Genomic DNA, 16675 nt, shown 5'->3' with positions numbered 1-16675 from the left:
GTGAATCTCCCCTTATCGGTTATCTACTTTTTCAGGATAAAGGTCATGATTCATCAAGCGATGGAATGCCATCTCCTCATATTTTGTTCCTGGACGACCATAGTTGCACCAAGGGTCAATAGAAATTCCCCCGCGTGGTGTAAACTTACCCCACACTTCAATATAACGAGGATTTAAAAGCTTGATCAGATCATTCATGATGATGTTTACGCAATCTTCATGGAAATCCCCATGATTACGGAAGCTGAATAAATAGAGCTTTAAAGATTTACTTTCCACTATCTTTTGATCCGGAATATACGAGATGTACATCGTCGCAAAATCAGGCTGTCCTGTTATTGGACAAAGACTTGTGAATTCTGGTGCGTTGAATTTCACAAAATAATCGCGGTTTGAGTGAAGGCTATCGACTGCCTCTAATACTTCTGGAGCATAATCCTGTGGATATTTGGTTCCTTGGTTGCCAAGCAATGTTAGCTCATCTAATCCTTGTTGCTGTGTTCTTCCTGACATAAAAAAATCCTCCCTGAATGTAGCTGCTACAGGAGAGGAAAAAACACACGAATCCATACAAAAAGCCATGCCCGGGATGGACATGGCAAAGTGACATGTATCCATAGTTTTTTATAGAGGGTGTCCGCTATGAACCTCTCCCGCTTCAGCAGGTTTATTTACTGTTCTACTATATCAAATAACCGATTAATTTAAAATGTATTTCTTAAAGACTTCGCCGAAATCCTTGCGCACGTATGTCTCTTTGTTTTGCTTCATCCAGTTAAACGCATATTCATTTACCCGCGCAAAGTCTTCAGACAACTGACTTTCTGCAGGGCGTGTATTGTGCAGAACGCTAGCTGCCAAATCGACACTCTTTCGACTCATATCCAAGTAACTTTCGTTTTCATACACTTCTTCAGCAATGTACAACAATGATTTATAAAGATCTTTTAGACGCTCTAGCTGTTTTTTATCAACGTCAATGTCGAAGGCAACAGTGCCCATTTGGAATTTGATTTCTACATCTAAATCTACAGTTCCAGCCGTTTCAAGCATGACATTTGAAATAGGATGACGATGGTACGAGTACCGCTTCAGTAAACGCTTCGAGGAGATGGCACTCTCTCCATCCACATGAATCAAAGCCAAATTCGTGAAGCAATATTCATCACTCTTTGTTTTGATCAAGAAATAAATCTCTTCTTGGTCTTCATGACGAACATAATCATCTGATTGCGTTTTGTCGTAATCTTGTGGGTCAATAATCTTGCCGATATCTGAGATTCCCAGCGCGTCGGATGCAAATTTCTTTAACATTCCCATCTCTCCTTTTAAAGTTGTAATTTAAGAATAGATGATTATTCAAGATAATGGAAGCACAATGAGTAAATTCTTATAGTAGATAAATGCGATTATATCTATACAAATGAGTTCCATCAAATTATGATAAAAGTAATAGCTTGTAGAGGAGGTAGGTTCAAATGAAATGGGTCTCTTGGGCTGCATGGGCTAGCTTACTCATCGTTATCACTTCTATCGGTTACTCCACGGCTTATCAATATATCCAACAGATGCTTCAACCTTCCACTACCTACGATTTCAAATTTGAAACAACAACTCGTATTGCTCAGACCTATGAACTCCCTGTTCGAAAAGTAACGATTGGCATGGCAGGAGATGTCCTTCTCCATCAAGGGCTGAACAACTATGACGATTACCGCCCTTCTATTGAAGGTGTGAGAGAGATGACCAATGAGCTTGATTTCTTCTTGATTAATCTAGAATCTTTAGCTGCTGGTGAATCCTTCGAGCTTTCTGGCTATCCTAATTTCAATAGCACCGATGCCGTTCTAGATGGACTTGTGGATCTTGGTTCTGATTTAGTCATGGTTTCAAATAATCATACACTCGATAAACGACCAGCCGGACTTCGGGCGTCTCTAGCCAACTTGGCCGCCAGAAACTTACCCTACGTAGGTGCCTATACTTCCCAACAAGATGCCAACACAAAGCGAATCTTCACGCTCGACTCTTTAAAAATTGGTGTTGTTTCTTATACGTACGGGCTAAATGGCCATAGAATTCCAACCGATCAACCGTATTTAGTCGATGTCATCGATGTCGCCACCATCCAAAAAGATATTTCCGAACTCAAAGCAGAAGTCGATGTGGTCATTGCTTTGATGCACTGGGGCACAGAGTATGAACTGCAGGCAAATGAGGAACAACGCTATCTTGCGACAATTGCTCATAAGGCCGGGGCCGACATCATTTTTGGTGGGCATCCTCACGTCTTGCAGCCTTATGAACTACTAGAAACAGATGACCAGCAAACACATGTCTTTTACTCGTTGGGTAACTTCTTTAGTGGCCAAACGATTGAGAATACAAATTATGGCGGTATTGCTGTCATGACTCTGACGACAGATGGGCAAGACGTGTTAACTGCTGAGCCATCTTTCTTTCCTACTGAAGTAACGGCTACCCCCGAGCGTGTGGTTGTGAATCCTATGAAAGAAACGGCAGCATCTTATTGGGTCAATCATATTGGTGTTTCTATGTATGAATAACTAGAAAAAAGCAGTAGATTCTCTAGGTTGAATTCTAAAGAATCTACTGCTTTTATATATGTTGAGTTGAGTTGAGTTGAGTTGAGTTCCGTTCCGGGGCTGCTTTCCGTGGGCGCGTCTATTTTTTAACTTATTGAAATCGAGTTGCGAACGTCAGAAAGACGCTCCAAAAGCAGTCGCACCAACCGAGGCCAAGAGCGCCTCACTTGGCACGCCTGATTTTCTCGGACTTTCTAGCGTGACGTTCTCCACATCTAGAAGGGGCCTCACGTTCCGACTTTTGATCCCACTGGAGTCAACCCCTCCACTCCACTCAACTCAACTACTATTGTAAAAATTCATAGTAAACTTAGCCTCTGCCCCCCAAAGACTTTAAGCGACTCTTCGCTGTCGTGCCCGGAACCAAGCGACAACAATTGTTGCCATCAAGGCAAATCCTAAATAGCCTACTGTTGAATACACTTGACCTACAAGAGTTGTAAAGCCAACAAGGCTAGCTACATAACCCGCAATTCCTACGACTACAATGACGAATTTAAACGATTTGTGGTCGGGTGCAACAAACCTCACTGTAAATGAGTAAAACATGCCGACTGCTGTGTTGTAAATCATACCTAGAAGCGCCACAGCCATTAAGACTCCTACGACTGGGTGAATTTGAGTCGCAAGAGCAAGCGTCGGTAAGTCGACTCCAGCAATCGTATCCACTTTAACTAACAACGTAATGTGTACGAGAATAATCATTACACCTAACAAGGCGCCACCAAGAGCTCCTCCAATTCCCGCAATTCGGCGGTCCTTTTCTGCTCCTCCCATCACGATTAACAGAGCGGCTCCACAAGCAATATTGTAAGAAACATAAAGTAATGCGCCTAAAAACCAGTTAGTTGCTGCTGAAGGCTGTTCGACTGCAACAGCGTGCGCCTCTAGTAACGATAGATCCATAGTCGCCAGTGAATAGCCTAAAATAATTAAGATGACTAGCAATAGATAGGGTGTGATGGCTGCAATTAGATTTAGGATGTTTTTCAAATTTAACAACAATGTCAAAATCGTCAAGACGACCATTACAATACTGCCGATGCGCGCATCCATCCCAAACATCTGTTCAAATGTCGACCCGGCTCCCGCAAACATGACAACAGCCACGCCAAACAAGAAAAACGTAATCAAAATATCCAAGACGAGGCCTAAATAACGACCCCCAATATGATAAATAACAGCTTTATGGGAAGTGGTTTGCAATTGGGAGCCGAGTTGCGCAAGTGTCATTCCCAAAAATGCAAACAATGCCGTGGCCACAATGCCACCCGCAATTCCCCAGTAGCCAAAACTAGTGAAATACTGCAAAATTTCTTGTCCAGATGCAAAGCCTGCACCCACAATCAGGCCGACAAAAGCACCTGCCATTTGTAAACTTCTCTTCATATGAACACCTCTAATTTCTGTACGTTACTCTAAGTTGTATGTTTTCTTCATGACTGTGTATTCTTCCACGGCTTCTATATTTAGTTCGTAGCCGATACCTGCCTGTTGAGGTACGTGAATGACTCCATCTTCTACTACGACTTCTGGTGAAATAATGTCTTTTTCCCAGTAGCGTGACGAACCCGCTGTATCTCCTGGCAAACTAAAGTTTGGCAATGTCGTTAGTGCCACATTGTGTGCCCGCCCAATCCCCGCTTCTAACATACCGCCACACCAAACTGGAATACCCTTTTCCATGCAATAATCATGGATTTTCTTAGCTTCTGTCAGTCCTCCAACACGCCCTATTTTAATATTGATGATTTGAGTCGAACCGAGTTCCACTGCTTTGCGAGCATCTTCTAGAGAGTGGATACTTTCATCCAGGCAAATAGCCGTCGACAGTTGTTTCTGTAAGGAAGCGTGATCAACAATATCATCTGATGCGAGTGGCTGTTCAATCATGGTTAGATCAAATTGATCTAGCTGTTGAAGCAACTCAACATCTTTAAGGGAATAGGCGGAATTGGCATCTGCCATAATTGCGACAGTTGGAAATGCTTCGCGTAAAGTACGCATAACTACCACATCCCAGCCTGGCTTAATTTTTACTTTGATACGCTTGTACCCTTCCTCCACGTAACCACGAACTACTTCCACTAATTCTTCCACTGAATTTTGGATACCGATACTGATACCTACATCAATAGCCGTTTTATTTCCACCTAAAGCTTGGGCTAAAGATTGATTGGTCTGTTGAGCGTAAATGTCCCAAACAGCCCCTTCAATCGTTGATTTAGCCATATTGTTTTTACGAATTGGTGCAAATACTTCACTCACTTCATCTGGGTGCTGCAAGTCTTTGCCTAGAATCAGAGGAATCAAAAAGTCTTCAAGCATATGCCAGTTGGTCTTCATAGTTTCTTCGTTGTACCAAGGAGCTGAGAAAGCCACAGATTCTCCGTACCCAATAGTTCCCTGTTCATCCACCGCCTCCAATAGAATAAACTCTTTCGTCTGAAAGGTTCCAAAGCTCGTGGTGAACGGACTTTTCATCTCCATTTGTAGATGGCGTAACGTTACTTGTACAATTTTCATAGCGAGTTCCCTCCAAATAAAACGTGCGATTTTTTTATAAATACATAGTGGTTGTACTGTTCACCTTGAACGAGCTCTACCGCGCAATAGTCATATTTCATGAGATTTTGAAAGATAGCTCGTGATTGGAGTCGCCAATCTACAGCCAAATCAGGATTTTGCTGTTTGATCTTTTGAAAGTCTTTTGGAATCGGGACATGATAGCTGGCTTCATTAGAAACAGATTGAATTTTGCATAACACGGGAAGCCCATCTTGCCACTCAATCTCTGCAAGTTTTTTAGGCGCTGGGGAGTCTACCAGAGTCCGCTCAGCATCAGTTGGCCAGTAGACCTCAAAACGGTCGGATGGAAGTCCTGCATTGAGACCGTCCTGCATCTCCCCGTAACAGTTTTCTAGATATGTAAATGTAACCGCTTGTAACTTGCTAAGGTTTAGATAGCCGTTTCGAGACTCTAATGGATCATAGGTCCAAACCATATGGGAGTAGCCTTTTTCAAGAGCACGTTTCTGCTGTTCTAGCTTAAGCTTTTCACCTATTTTTTGAGAGCGGTAGTCTGGATGAATACCGAGCATATGCGAACACAGATAACTTTGACCTGACTGATAGCCCGGAAAACCGTAGCTAAACCCTATCAATTGCTGTCCCTCATAAGCGCCAATAATCAATCCTCCATGCTTAATGGATGTCATCGTTTGATGCAGCGGAATCGGAGCCATATTCCATATGACACGCTCCAATTCCTGCATCGCTTCTAGTTGGTCTCGAGTCGTTAGTTCCGTAAAATGAATCACTTGGCTTCCTCCTCAAGCTTTTCCAGTGCAAGCTGGGCTGCTCGAGCCAATATAAAAGCTCCATCTTCAAGATAAGAAGAAGTAAATGTCATTTTCGGATGATGAAGTCCTGGGGTCACCCCACATCCTAGACCTAACATAGTTGTCTTTAACTTAGGTTTGTGGAACGTGAAGTAATGGAAGTCCTCCCCACCTGGAGAAACGATTTCTGCACCACAGCGTTGTTCCCCAACAACTTGTGTGATTGCTTGTTTCATTAAATCTGCGGCCTCTGCGTCTACTTGCGCGGCAACGATTGCAGCCCCTATATGAAAATCGATGGTCACTCCATAAAGAGCTTGAACAGAAGCAATTGCTTTATCTAAACCGGCCATTAACAAATCCATCGTTTCATTTTGTTGAGCCCGGCAGTCAAGAGAAAAGGTTGCGGTTCCTGGAATGATGTTGACGGCTGTTCCCCCAGCTTGAATTTGGGTCATCTTAATCGAGCCAGATTTTCCGGGTTGGATCCAAATGCGTTTCAACGCATCAACAAGTGCCGATGCCGCTTCAATGGCATTGATGCCTTCTTCAGGACGTGCCCCATGGGCTTCAACTCCAGTGATAGTGCCGCGAATCATTCGAGCCGCTCCGTGATGCAAAGCGGGACTGTGAATTCCTTCCGGCAATTCAATGAGGGGGCGAACATGGACACCAAACAAATAACTGAGCGGGTCGATCACGCCTTTTTCTAAGAGGGCAAGCGCTCCGTTCCCCTTTTCTTCAGCCGGTTGAAATACTACTCGAACTGCTCCTGGAAGGCGATCTGCTTTTGCTGACAAGATTTGCGCAGCCCCTAAAGCCATTGTCATATGGCCATCATGACCACAGGAGTGATTCGCTTGAAATTCGCCGTCCACTTCTTGCCACAAGGCATCAATATCTGCTCTTAGCCCAACTCGAGGCGTCCCTTTTCCTATATCAACATACAGTCCTGTCATGTCTTCAAAGCGTTGCGGCGATAGGCCAAGCGCTTTTAGCTCCTGAACTAAGTATTGTGTTGTTTCATGTTCAGACCAACTGACTTCAGGATTGGCGTGCAAATGATTATAGTGACGACTTAACGTTTCTGATAACGGGGGCACCATACTTTTCAACTCCATCTCTTTTGTAAATAGAGCAGATGCATCTGCTCATACTTTTCTTTCTGTTCTTTATAATACGACATGTCTTGTTTCATCATTCCTGCAACTAATGTGTTCAAAAACGCCATCACAGAGGGGATTAAATCAATTGTTGACGTCTGGTTCCCTTTTAATGCGAAACAATAATCGGCAAAGCGAGTGACTGGCGCTACACTAGAATCCGTTATAGCAAGGACTTGTGCACCTAATTTTTGCAGGTGTTCTGTTACTTCTAAAGATTCTTTGTAGTAACGGTGTAAAGAGATGATGACTACCAGAGTTTCAGCATCTGCATCTCGGTACAGTTGAATGAGCGAGGTGGAATCTTTTGTGCCTACTTGCACATTGGGTCGCAGCATCGATAAAGTAAAGCCGAACCACTGTGCCGCAATATACGAAGCCCCTTCCCCAATCAACACGATTTTTTTGGCGTGGTGCAACTTTTCTGTAGCAACAGAAAATAATTCCTCATCAATAGCTTGTCCTATTTCTTCAAGCTGATGACTAAAATCACGCATGATTTCTGCTGCTACATGATCTTTCGTACTCATTGATTCTTTAGATGCCATATAGGCGCCGAGCGAACTGGTTTTTACCACTGTGGAAGTCATCTCATTTTGCAGCTGTGTATAGCCTGTCAGCCCTAATGTATAGCAAAATCGAATGACGGTCGTCTCGCTCGTAGCTGCCCGTTTGCCAAGCTCTGCTGCGGAATGGAGAAGAACGGCTGTCGGGTCATCCAGTACTAGCTTTGCGACTCGCTGTTGGGATTTTGAAAGTGTCGGAAACAATTGTTCAATCTTTTGTGTGAGGAATTGTTCCACTATACGAAGCACTTCCTTCTCTTTTTTTAAAACGAAGTTTAGACTTCATTTTGTTGTTAGTACTGTAGCATAGTTTGGAGTAGTTTGACAATTAGTTTTCTGAATATTGAGTGGATAATTCGGTGGTTGCTGTTCGGGAGGATTACGAGAGTATCGTCGATGTTTGAGTAAGTATCTTCCGGCTTTTGCTCCGAATCGGAGGGTTTTTCCGATTTATCGGCTAAACAACAAAACAGGGCCAGCGAATGCTGACCCTGCCCCATTTAGTTCTTGCCTTTGCCTTTTGACTTTCCTTTCGGCTCGGCTACCTTCACAACTACTGTTGTGAGAGGCTCAAGTTTTAATGCCGATGAAGAAAGTGTAAACCCTGAAGCTTTCTTCACTTTTTTAACGCCTGCCTCGTCACTATCCACTACTACTTCCCCTTTGGATAGGTCGAGATTCCCTAACGTAAATGTACGGGATTTTGTATCCGCATTAACAAATACATAATAGGTTCCTGTGCCATCTGTTGATTTGTTTTCATAAGCCATCGCCAAATCAGAAGCTGCCACTTCAGGAATGTCGAGTAACTTCACGTTAGAGTCGACGAGTGCTTTGTCCCCTAGACGGAAGGCATCAGTCGAGCGACGAAGTTTAATCAACCCTTCTGTGTAAGCGCTAGTGGTTGTGTTAATAGAGTATAGCTTTTTATTGGTCGCTTTTTGCCAATCAAACATATTGATGGCATCGGAAGAATCATACGAATCATGAATGAAGTAACCGAACGAATTGCCTTCTGCATCTTCCAGTTCATGATACTTTTGTTCCGGAACCCCTTCTCCAAACCACTGTTTAGTGCGACCATACTCTTGCCCAGCATGTAGGAAGGCTGTTCCTTGAGATGTTAAGATCAGGGCGTTCCCGACTCGCATACGCTTATGGATTTCAAGATTATTTTCCGGAATAGCCGGATCTTTTTTAATGGACTGGGCAATGACATCATACAGTGTCATGTTGTCATGTGCTTCTATATACTGCACCATATCGCCTGGGTCATCGTGTGCCGTATTGGAAGGCTGCCCTTTAATATTGTTGAAAATCGTGTCGATAGAGCGTGCACCACCAGTTAAGAAGCGAGGCTCCCCTTCAGAACCAAAACCAGATTTCAATTCGTTACGAATTTCATCTGAGAATACACCAACATCATCTGTTTTGTTCATCCAATCTTGATCCGCTCCCATGTCAGCAAGGGATGGATCCGCGATGTGACCTGCAAATGTTCTCCAGCCTTCACCGATAAATAATGCATCGGGATTGATTTCAGCTGCAGCGTCATAAGCATTTTGAATCGAAGGATACGTCGCATCCCCCATCATGTCAAAACGCATGCCATCAATTTTGTATTCATCAAACCAGTATTTCACAGAGTCCACCATTAATTTTTCAGCCATCACGTGGTTGGTCGCTAAGTTGTTTCCGAACCCACCTAAGAAGTTTCCGTTGGCATCTTGGAATGCATAATAGTCTGGGACGATGTCATTCAAATGAGACGCTTTTGCCATATGCGTATAAACAACATCTAGGATAACGCCCATCTCACGATCATGAATGGCATCAATCAATTGCTTTAACTCTTTGATGCGAAGTTCTGGGTCCGTTGGGTCTTCTGAGTAAGCTCCATCTGGCGAGAAATAGCTATGTGGGTCATAGCCCCAGTTGTATTCATTGCCACCAGCAGAGTAGTCCAATTCGCGCTCATTCATCTGCGTTTCGTCACCGTAGTACCAAGCCATGACCGGAAGCAATTGAATATGAGTGACACCCAATGATTGGATGTAATCCAGCTTGTCAATCAATGCCGTATATGAACCCCATCTGGATTTTAACTCTTTATCAATCGTTGGATCTGATGTGAAATCACGTACATGAACTTCGTAAATAATAGCGTCTTCACGCTTTTCATAGCCATCAATTTTGGCATGTGAAAATCCTTTAGGATCAGTGCCTTTTAAATCGATAATGGCTGCCTTTCCTACAACGTCCCCGTCCTCACCAGGTTGACCTTCCGTGTTAACAGTGAAAGCAGCCATTGACTTGGCGTAAGGGTCAAGTACTTGTTTTGTCACACCATCATTCGTGACTTCGTACTGATAGTAGTAGCCTTTTAAGTCCTTAACTTTCAGTTGCTTCGCCGTGGCCTGGACGGACCATACGCCCGATTCACCAAGTGTGAGCGGTAGAGAACCGATTTGTTTAGAAGCATCATTCTTATCATAAAAGTTTGCTATAACTTCAGTAGCTGTTGGTGCCCATAGTTTTAATGTCACATCGCCTTTCGAATAACTTGCTCCTAAGTCATCTCCCTCATATGCATAGAGGGAATCGATTAAGCGCCATCCAGCTTTAGCCGAAACCGTGCGACCAGCATACGTAATGGAAAGTGGTAATTTACCAAGTTCAAATGTAGCTGTAACAGTGACAGTTTTATCATCTGCAATTACCACGTCACTTACCGGAATTGAGGCACCTGTAGCATCTGTAATCGCTAGCTCAGTTTTTAATCGCTCTGGATCAAGGCCATCTGTCATTGTGAAACCAAGTCTTATGGTATCTTCAGAAACGACCTCACCCGTGAGGAGTCCAGTTGCCACATCGCCATAAGGGCTGATGTAAACCGTATCGTCTCCTTGCTTGATCCAAAGTCGATTGTATTTATCAAGAAGGTTAAAGGACTTATCTCCACCATCTTTTTCTTGCGTGGCTTCATTGACAATCAAGAAACCAATCTCTCTTGCATCTTCTGTAAGAAGGATATCTACATACGCACCATAGCGATCTACTCCACTGAAGTTTGCTGCATCCGTCGGCCAATTGGCAGATGGATTAGCTACATCGCCCCAGTTCCAAATACCGAAGTTTTCGTAATCGCCAGAATCTCGCGTGTAATGAATACGAACCGTGTTTTCTGCTAACTCAACTGGTTCATACGTATAGACCGTGTTATCTCCTTGCTTGATCCAAATTTCATTTTGTTCGGGAGAGACAATGGTAAATCCTTTGTCGCCACCATCTTTTCCTGCATCACCTTTTGTAATATCCATGACGAGGAATCCGATGTTTTTCGCTCCAGAAGCTAATGGTACGTCAATATAGCTACCGTAGCTGTCTGTGTTTTTAAACATCGTTGCACCTACAGGCCAGTTCGCCGATGGGCTAGCTACATCATTCCACAACCAAGCACCAAAATTGTCATAGTTGCCGTCTGTTCGGTTGTAGTGAATGCGGATATGGTTGTCTGGCACAGGTGCCACTTCTTCCCCAGCCGTTTCTCCAGATTGTACTGCCGTTATGTGACCATTAGGAACTGTCAGTAGAACAGTCCCGCCATCTGCATTCGACGGAATTGCTACTACAGCTTTTCCTGTCTCATCGAGCGTAATTGTCTTGCCAGAATAGTGTTCTGTAAGTTGACCATTTGGCTGGTCCGTTTGAATCGTCACTTGCTGCGACTCGGTTGCTACATTGAGTCCCACATAAACTGCATCGTTTTGGTAGCTATGCTCAAAGAACAATAGATTGTCCTCGTCAGAGCTTGTGAGAGTTTTACGCTCTCCTTTAGCAAATGCTGCAGAGTGATCCGCACGGAAATTCAATAGTTTCGTGTAATGGGCAAGGACATCATTTCCTTCTACTTGATCCCATGCCAAATTGTAGCGGTTGTCATAGTACGGATAATTATTGGCACCTGACTGGCCAAGTTCTTCGCCGTAATAAATGACTGGTTGTCCTTTAGCTGTTGCTTGTAAAGAAGCCGCTACTTTTAATTTTCCTTTATCACCGCCAACATTATGCAAGAACCCGTCTTCATCATGACTTCCCAAAAACTGTCCTAAAGTGGCTGTATTAGAAAGTTTGTCATGGCGTGCTTGTAAAGAATCATTCGCTACTTTGATGTTGCCATCTACTAGCGAGCGCGCAATTGATTTGAATTCAAAATCAAGAAGAGAATCCATCATTCCAGATTGTAAATAACCTAAAGAGTTGCTAGCACTTGCTCCCCATGCTTCCCCAATCAATTTGAAATCAGGCTTCTTCTCCGTAAGTTCAGCTTTCAAAGCTGTCCATGTCGCATCCTCTACGTGCTTCACAGTATCTACTCGGAATGCATCAATTGTGTTGCCATTAGGTGTTGTGGCCATATCTAACCATTGTGTTTGCCAGTCGATGATTTGTTGACGCACCGCTGGATCTTCTGTTTTAAAGTCAGGTAGGCCTGCTAATTCTCCTACCACTTCATCAGTTCCAACTGTGGATCCCTGACGCAACAGGTCACGGAAAGGTGCACGGTCCTCTTCAGTCGGATAGCCGGCTGGAGGATTTGACAGATTGGCGTCGACATCTTTCAATCCATAACCTGAGTGATTCAACACCACATCTACCATCAGCTTCATATCACGAGCATGTAGCTCATCGATTAATTCGTGTAATTCTTCCATAGTGCCAAAATGAGGATTCAGCTTTGAAAAATCGTTTGCCCAATACCCGTGGTAGCCGTAATAAGGCTCCCCATCTTCGCCTAAACGCACATCGTATTTCACATTGTCGACAATCGGACTGATCCATACTGTGTTCACTCCAAGGTCGTCTAAATAATCAAGCTTTTCAGTGATCCCCTTTAAGTCTCCCCCTTGATAAGTTCCTCGTTTTGATGAATCATACTGGATGTCGTATGGATCATTATTCGAAGAATCCCCATCAAAGAATCGGTCCGTCAGCATAAAGTAAATGACGGATTCATCCCACTCCAAGGCTTCTCCAGGTGATTGTGCGACTTCAACTTCTACCGAACTTGAATAACTATTTCCATAAGAATCTTTCACTACTATTGGTAGTTCTTTCACACCTGTCGAAATAGTATCTTTTACCGACAAGGTGATCTTGGAAACAGCTGGATCGATTGGAAGAGCTCCTGTCCCACCAAGTGCTGAATCATCCACTACGATTGATGAGATTGTAAGACCTTCCGTTAGTCCTTCTATAGAAAGATTCAAAACCGCTTGGTCAGTTGAAGTAATCACTTGTGGCACCACATCTCCAGTCACCACAAGGTCTGCTTGTCTGAAATCGATAGAAGAAACGCCATCTACCGTGTTATAAGGATCAGCTACTTCTGTCGTCACCCCATCACGTGTTACAAGATACGTATAAGTTGTAACTCCATTGGGAATCGAGGATACCTCGACGACAAAGCGCTCGTTTTGTTGTTCATAGGTCATATCATAGACATCGCCTGCAAATTTCAGTTTGACGTCCTCAATCGTTCCCATTAAATCTTGTTTAAAAAGTTCTTTATCTCGGTAATAAAATGTCGCATTTCCTTGTTCGATGACGGGTTTGGAGCCATCAGGAACGATACGAATCTCTTCCACACCACTCGTTACGTAAGCTTTTGTTAACGTATCGTTTGAGTTAACTGGTATAAAACGATCTCCAAACTCTTTTTGTGCTGTGTTCCAATCGTATGTGCTGCGCAATACAAAACCAAATTGTTTTGTATCCGGACCTACCGCAATATTGGCTACTGCTTGTTGGCCTTCTTTCGTTTGAAACTCTAACTGATCATCTTTGACACCAGTATTCCAGGCCCAGATGTTCCAGTCGCCAAACTGACCATCCTCTCGAACGTATGTCATTCGAACCGTACGTTCCTCTTTGGTTGTATCTGCCAGTTGGGTTTCTTGTGCAACCACTGGTGCTGTTTGCACAAATGGAAGCCACACACCCATCACTAAGGCAATCACGGTCATCCACGAAATCGTCTTTTCTTTGCCCACTCTCATCCATCCTCTCAAATTGTAATCGCTTACAAGACAATTAAAACGAAATTTGCGCAAACGTTTGCACTTATCTCTACATAAAATTTTACAGCAATTATTTCACCTCAACAATTGTTTTTAGAAAATTCCGACGTTGGAACTAGCTAATTAAAATCCAAAGTGTTTAGTATCTCGAATTAAAGGGAATTTCAACTCCTAAGCACGTTAATTTTGAGGAGGCGTTAGAATGGGAAAGTGGATTGAAGTAGAACAAGATGTAAAGGTTTTTGTGGAGGATATTGGGCAAGGAGATCCCGTCGTATTCATTCATGGATGGCCTCTAAGCAATCAATCTTTTGAAGGGCAAATCAGTGCAATTGCAGAAAATGGTTTCCGTTATATCGGGATTGATTTGCGTGGTTTAGGAAAATCAGATCGTCCGTGGAGCGCTTATGACTATGATATGGCTGCCTCGGATTTGGATAAAGTCGTTACATCTCTCGGCTTAACAAACTTTGTGCTTGGTGGATTTTCAATGGGTGGCCCTATTGCCATTCGGTACATCACCAATTTCGGCGCTGACAAAGTGAAACACTTATTGTTGATGGGGGCGGCTGCTCCTCGCTTCACGCAAACAGAAGGTTTTGAGCATGGCATGAAACCTGAAGAAGTCGATGATATTATCGCCAATATCGAAAAAGACCGCCCTGGCTTTATCAATGAATTCTCAGGTATGTTTTTTGCAAAAGATCATTCAGATTCCTTTATTAAGTGGTTCCAATCGCTTGCACTTGAAAGTTCTGCTCATGGCACAATTGGGTATGCGAAAGCATTGCGGGATGAGGATCTTCAACAAGAGACGAAGGCGTTGACTCTTCCAGTTACGTTGTTCCACGGAGCTAAAGACGAAATCTGCCCTATCGAACTCTCCCACTGGATGAACGAACACATTGAAAATTCCACACTTGTGACCTTCGAAGAAAGTGGGCATGGGATGTATGTGGATGAGAAAGATAAGTTTAATGAAGAGTTAGTAAAGTTGTTGAAGAGCTAGAATAGAGCTCTATAAAAAACAGTAGATGCCCTAGTTCAATCTAGAGGTTCTACTGTTTTTTCTTACGTCATTTAATTGAAGTTTAAACTGTTTGTCTTTTGATCACTGTTTTAATGACTTCTTCTACAAACATTGGTGTTTCCACAAAAGCGCTTTGGATATGCAGTCGCTCTGTGCGTTTATGGGCGTCTTTTCCGAAAGGCCCGACATTCAGTACTGGTGCCTTCAATTGTTCCATTTCTTTAAACGGAATGGAGTAGGTCACTTCCCATACCGGCGTATTGGCCTCGTAAACTTCCCAGCCTGTTGGATCTCCTACGTAATTCACATAACTCAAGTCAGAAATGCCATTAAAGTAATGCACTTGTGTAACATCCAATTCAAACTTCTCCTTTGCTAGAGCTTGAATTCCGGAAATACATGCCTGTACTAGAGAGTCTTCTGTTGAGTTCACCGCTGGATAATACGGTGGAGTGAATAGTAAAACAATGGCCGGCGCTAGTTCTGGAAAACGAGTGAGCAGTTCTTTTGTTAATTGAATTGCAATTTCACGATCGTCAAGATCTTGTAGTGACAAGCATTGTTTTTTGATTGCCTCCACAGTTGCTTCTCCCAAGCGCTCTACTGCATAGTTTTCTAGAGCTTCATAGCGCATCACTCTAACTTTTCCTAAAGGACTTCCCCCTTGTCTTTCGCATACCTTCGTATACCATTCATCAATTTCATTCGCTGCAAATTTTGCCACTTCTTCAAACTCATCAAAAACATCCGCTGCACTTTGCTTCATTGTGAATACATTGTAAAGAGCTGACGACAAAAACGGTGTTTGTGTTGAATAACTTTCACGCAAATCTTTTTGATGAAGCGTAACCGGAAGCGGTGTCACTTCTCCGTAGACGACTTCTTCAAACTTTGGATTCATTTCCATTCGACGTGTCATCATGGAAGCTAACAAACTTGAAGTCATTCCGCTCAGCGGTTCTCCGACATGCGTTTCTTTCCCATAAAACAAGGCAGACGGCATAATTTTTCCGATGGACCCCGAGTAGACTTTGTATTCTGTGTCTGTGGGATTCATGGAAAACACCGGTTCGCCATTTAAAAATAGAGCGTAGGCGAGCTTCTTCTCTTCTTTCCATTCAGCTAATAATTTCACAGCCGCTCGCATCCCTGCAGAGTTTACTTCTTCGTCTGGCACTGTTAAGAGAACGAGGTTGATGGGCCACTGTTCTGCAATCGCCTTTTCCACAATAGCCATATGTATTGCAAGGCCTGCTTTCATATCCATCGTCCCGCGTCCCCACAAGTAATCTCCAGATTCTAAATCTGCTGCAGCTACTTCTGACAAAGAATCTTTATGCGCACGGAATTCTTTTTCAAGTGCATCGGGTGAGTAGGCATGTGTTGCAAGTTCACCATATTCTTCAATGCCAACTGTATCGAAGTGACTGATCAATACGATTGTTTTTGTTGCGTCCGGATGGGTCGACAACGCTGCGACAAACTTTCGCTGTTCTCCAGCATCGCCTAAAACTAAGTTTTGAGGATTTTGTTGAAAATAAGGAAGCTGATTTAGCTTCTGTTCGAGCTTATGAGCAAAATCTATTTCTCCGGCAGTCGTGCTGCGACTATCCCAGCCAACAAGTTCTTCGAGAAGAGTTTGTAGACTTTCTGGTGTCTGCCACTGGTACATATGCAAATCTTCCTTTCGGCGTTCAGGTTCTGTTGTCTTAAGCATAAAGAATCTGCCGAGGTTTGTATAGTGCGGGCGGTGGTTGGCTGTCGTGATGAGCGGGGAAGCCGTTCTGATGAGCGAATATCTCATCCTGATGATCGAGGAATGCCTTGATGATTGAAAACTCCGTTCTGATGAGCGAAAAACCCGTTCTGATGATCGAAAATCTCATCCT

The 16675-nt window shown here is 43.4% G+C and carries 11 protein-coding genes; 2 read left to right on the top strand and 9 right to left on the bottom strand.

What is annotated here, in order from left to right:
- Positions 1 to 12 precede the first annotated feature (12 nt).
- Positions 13 to 513: a preQ(1) synthase gene (queF, locus tag MKY84_RS05505; protein ID WP_342528335.1), complete on the bottom strand. Its 501-nt coding sequence runs from the start codon at positions 511 to 513 to the stop codon at positions 13 to 15.
- 186 nt (positions 514 to 699) lie between these two features.
- Positions 700 to 1314, bottom strand: a complete 615-nt coding sequence (locus MKY84_RS05500) for a PH domain-containing protein (RefSeq protein ID WP_342528334.1) — start codon at positions 1312 to 1314, stop codon at positions 700 to 702.
- Between the two features lie 164 nt (positions 1315 to 1478).
- Here MKY84_RS05500 and MKY84_RS05495 point away from each other — a divergent pair, with 164 nt between their 5' ends.
- Positions 1479 to 2567: a CapA family protein gene (locus tag MKY84_RS05495; protein WP_342528333.1), complete on the top strand. Its 1089-nt coding sequence runs from the start codon at positions 1479 to 1481 to the stop codon at positions 2565 to 2567.
- A 372-nt stretch (positions 2568 to 2939) separates the two neighbouring features.
- Here MKY84_RS05495 and MKY84_RS05490 read toward each other — a convergent pair whose 3' ends face one another.
- The 6 genes from MKY84_RS05490 to MKY84_RS05465 all read right to left on the bottom strand — a co-directional run bounded on the left by MKY84_RS05490 (position 2940) and on the right by MKY84_RS05465 (position 13735).
- Complete coding sequence (locus tag MKY84_RS05490; protein WP_342528332.1) at positions 2940 to 3995, bottom strand: hypothetical protein; 1056 nt, start codon at positions 3993 to 3995, stop codon at positions 2940 to 2942.
- A 24-nt stretch (positions 3996 to 4019) separates the two neighbouring features.
- Positions 4020 to 5132 (bottom strand): o-succinylbenzoate synthase, encoded by a 1113-nt coding sequence (gene menC / locus MKY84_RS05485; protein ID WP_342528331.1) that lies wholly within the window; start codon positions 5130 to 5132, stop codon positions 4020 to 4022.
- A complete protein-coding gene (locus MKY84_RS05480; RefSeq protein WP_342528330.1) occupies positions 5129 to 5926 on the bottom strand; it encodes a GNAT family N-acetyltransferase in 798 nt (265 codons plus the stop codon). Before MKY84_RS05480 ends, menC begins: the two co-directional genes overlap by 4 nt.
- Positions 5923 to 7068 (bottom strand): M20 peptidase aminoacylase family protein, encoded by a 1146-nt coding sequence (locus MKY84_RS05475; RefSeq protein ID WP_342528329.1) that lies wholly within the window; start codon positions 7066 to 7068, stop codon positions 5923 to 5925. Before MKY84_RS05475 ends, MKY84_RS05480 begins: the two co-directional genes overlap by 4 nt.
- On the bottom strand, positions 7059 to 7913 hold the full coding sequence (locus MKY84_RS05470; RefSeq protein WP_342528328.1) for a MurR/RpiR family transcriptional regulator: 855 nt from the start codon (positions 7911 to 7913) through the stop codon (positions 7059 to 7061). Before MKY84_RS05470 ends, MKY84_RS05475 begins: the two co-directional genes overlap by 10 nt.
- Before the next feature lie 263 nt (positions 7914 to 8176).
- Positions 8177 to 13735, bottom strand: coding sequence for a pullulanase (locus MKY84_RS05465; RefSeq protein ID WP_342528854.1), 5559 nt, complete (start codon positions 13733 to 13735; stop codon positions 8177 to 8179).
- A 223-nt stretch (positions 13736 to 13958) separates the two neighbouring features.
- Here MKY84_RS05465 and MKY84_RS05460 point away from each other — a divergent pair, with 223 nt between their 5' ends.
- Entirely contained in the window at positions 13959 to 14765 is an 807-nt protein-coding gene (locus MKY84_RS05460; RefSeq protein WP_342528327.1) for an alpha/beta hydrolase, read from the top strand.
- A gap of 82 nt (positions 14766 to 14847) precedes the next feature.
- Here the strand turns inward: MKY84_RS05460 and MKY84_RS05455 are convergent, their stop codons facing one another.
- Positions 14848 to 16503 (bottom strand): M20/M25/M40 family metallo-hydrolase, encoded by a 1656-nt coding sequence (locus MKY84_RS05455; RefSeq protein ID WP_342528326.1) that lies wholly within the window; start codon positions 16501 to 16503, stop codon positions 14848 to 14850.
- Positions 16504 to 16675 lie beyond the last annotated feature (172 nt).

The sequence above is a fragment of the Chryseomicrobium sp. FSL W7-1435 genome (assembly GCF_038595005.1).
GTDB lineage: Bacteria > Bacillota > Bacilli > Bacillales_A > Planococcaceae > Chryseomicrobium.
This window is presented reverse-complemented; position numbering and strand designations above follow the sequence as displayed.

Coding starts and splice junctions, on each gene's coding strand:
- MKY84_RS05465 (WP_342528854.1), bottom strand. CDS start 13,735: ATGAGAGTGGGCAAAGAAAAGACGATTTCGTGGATGACCGTGATTGCC.
- MKY84_RS05460 (WP_342528327.1), top strand. CDS start 13,959: ATGGGAAAGTGGATTGAAGTAGAACAAGATGTAAAGGTTTTTGTGGAG.
- queF (WP_342528335.1), bottom strand. CDS start 513: ATGTCAGGAAGAACACAGCAACAAGGATTAGATGAGCTAACATTGCTT.
- MKY84_RS05495 (WP_342528333.1), top strand. CDS start 1,479: ATGAAATGGGTCTCTTGGGCTGCATGGGCTAGCTTACTCATCGTTATC.
- MKY84_RS05475 (WP_342528329.1), bottom strand. CDS start 7,068: ATGGAGTTGAAAAGTATGGTGCCCCCGTTATCAGAAACGTTAAGTCGT.
- menC (WP_342528331.1), bottom strand. CDS start 5,132: ATGAAAATTGTACAAGTAACGTTACGCCATCTACAAATGGAGATGAAA.
- MKY84_RS05490 (WP_342528332.1), bottom strand. CDS start 3,995: ATGAAGAGAAGTTTACAAATGGCAGGTGCTTTTGTCGGCCTGATTGTG.
- MKY84_RS05500 (WP_342528334.1), bottom strand. CDS start 1,314: ATGTTAAAGAAATTTGCATCCGACGCGCTGGGAATCTCAGATATCGGC.
- MKY84_RS05455 (WP_342528326.1), bottom strand. CDS start 16,503: ATGCTTAAGACAACAGAACCTGAACGCCGAAAGGAAGATTTGCATATG.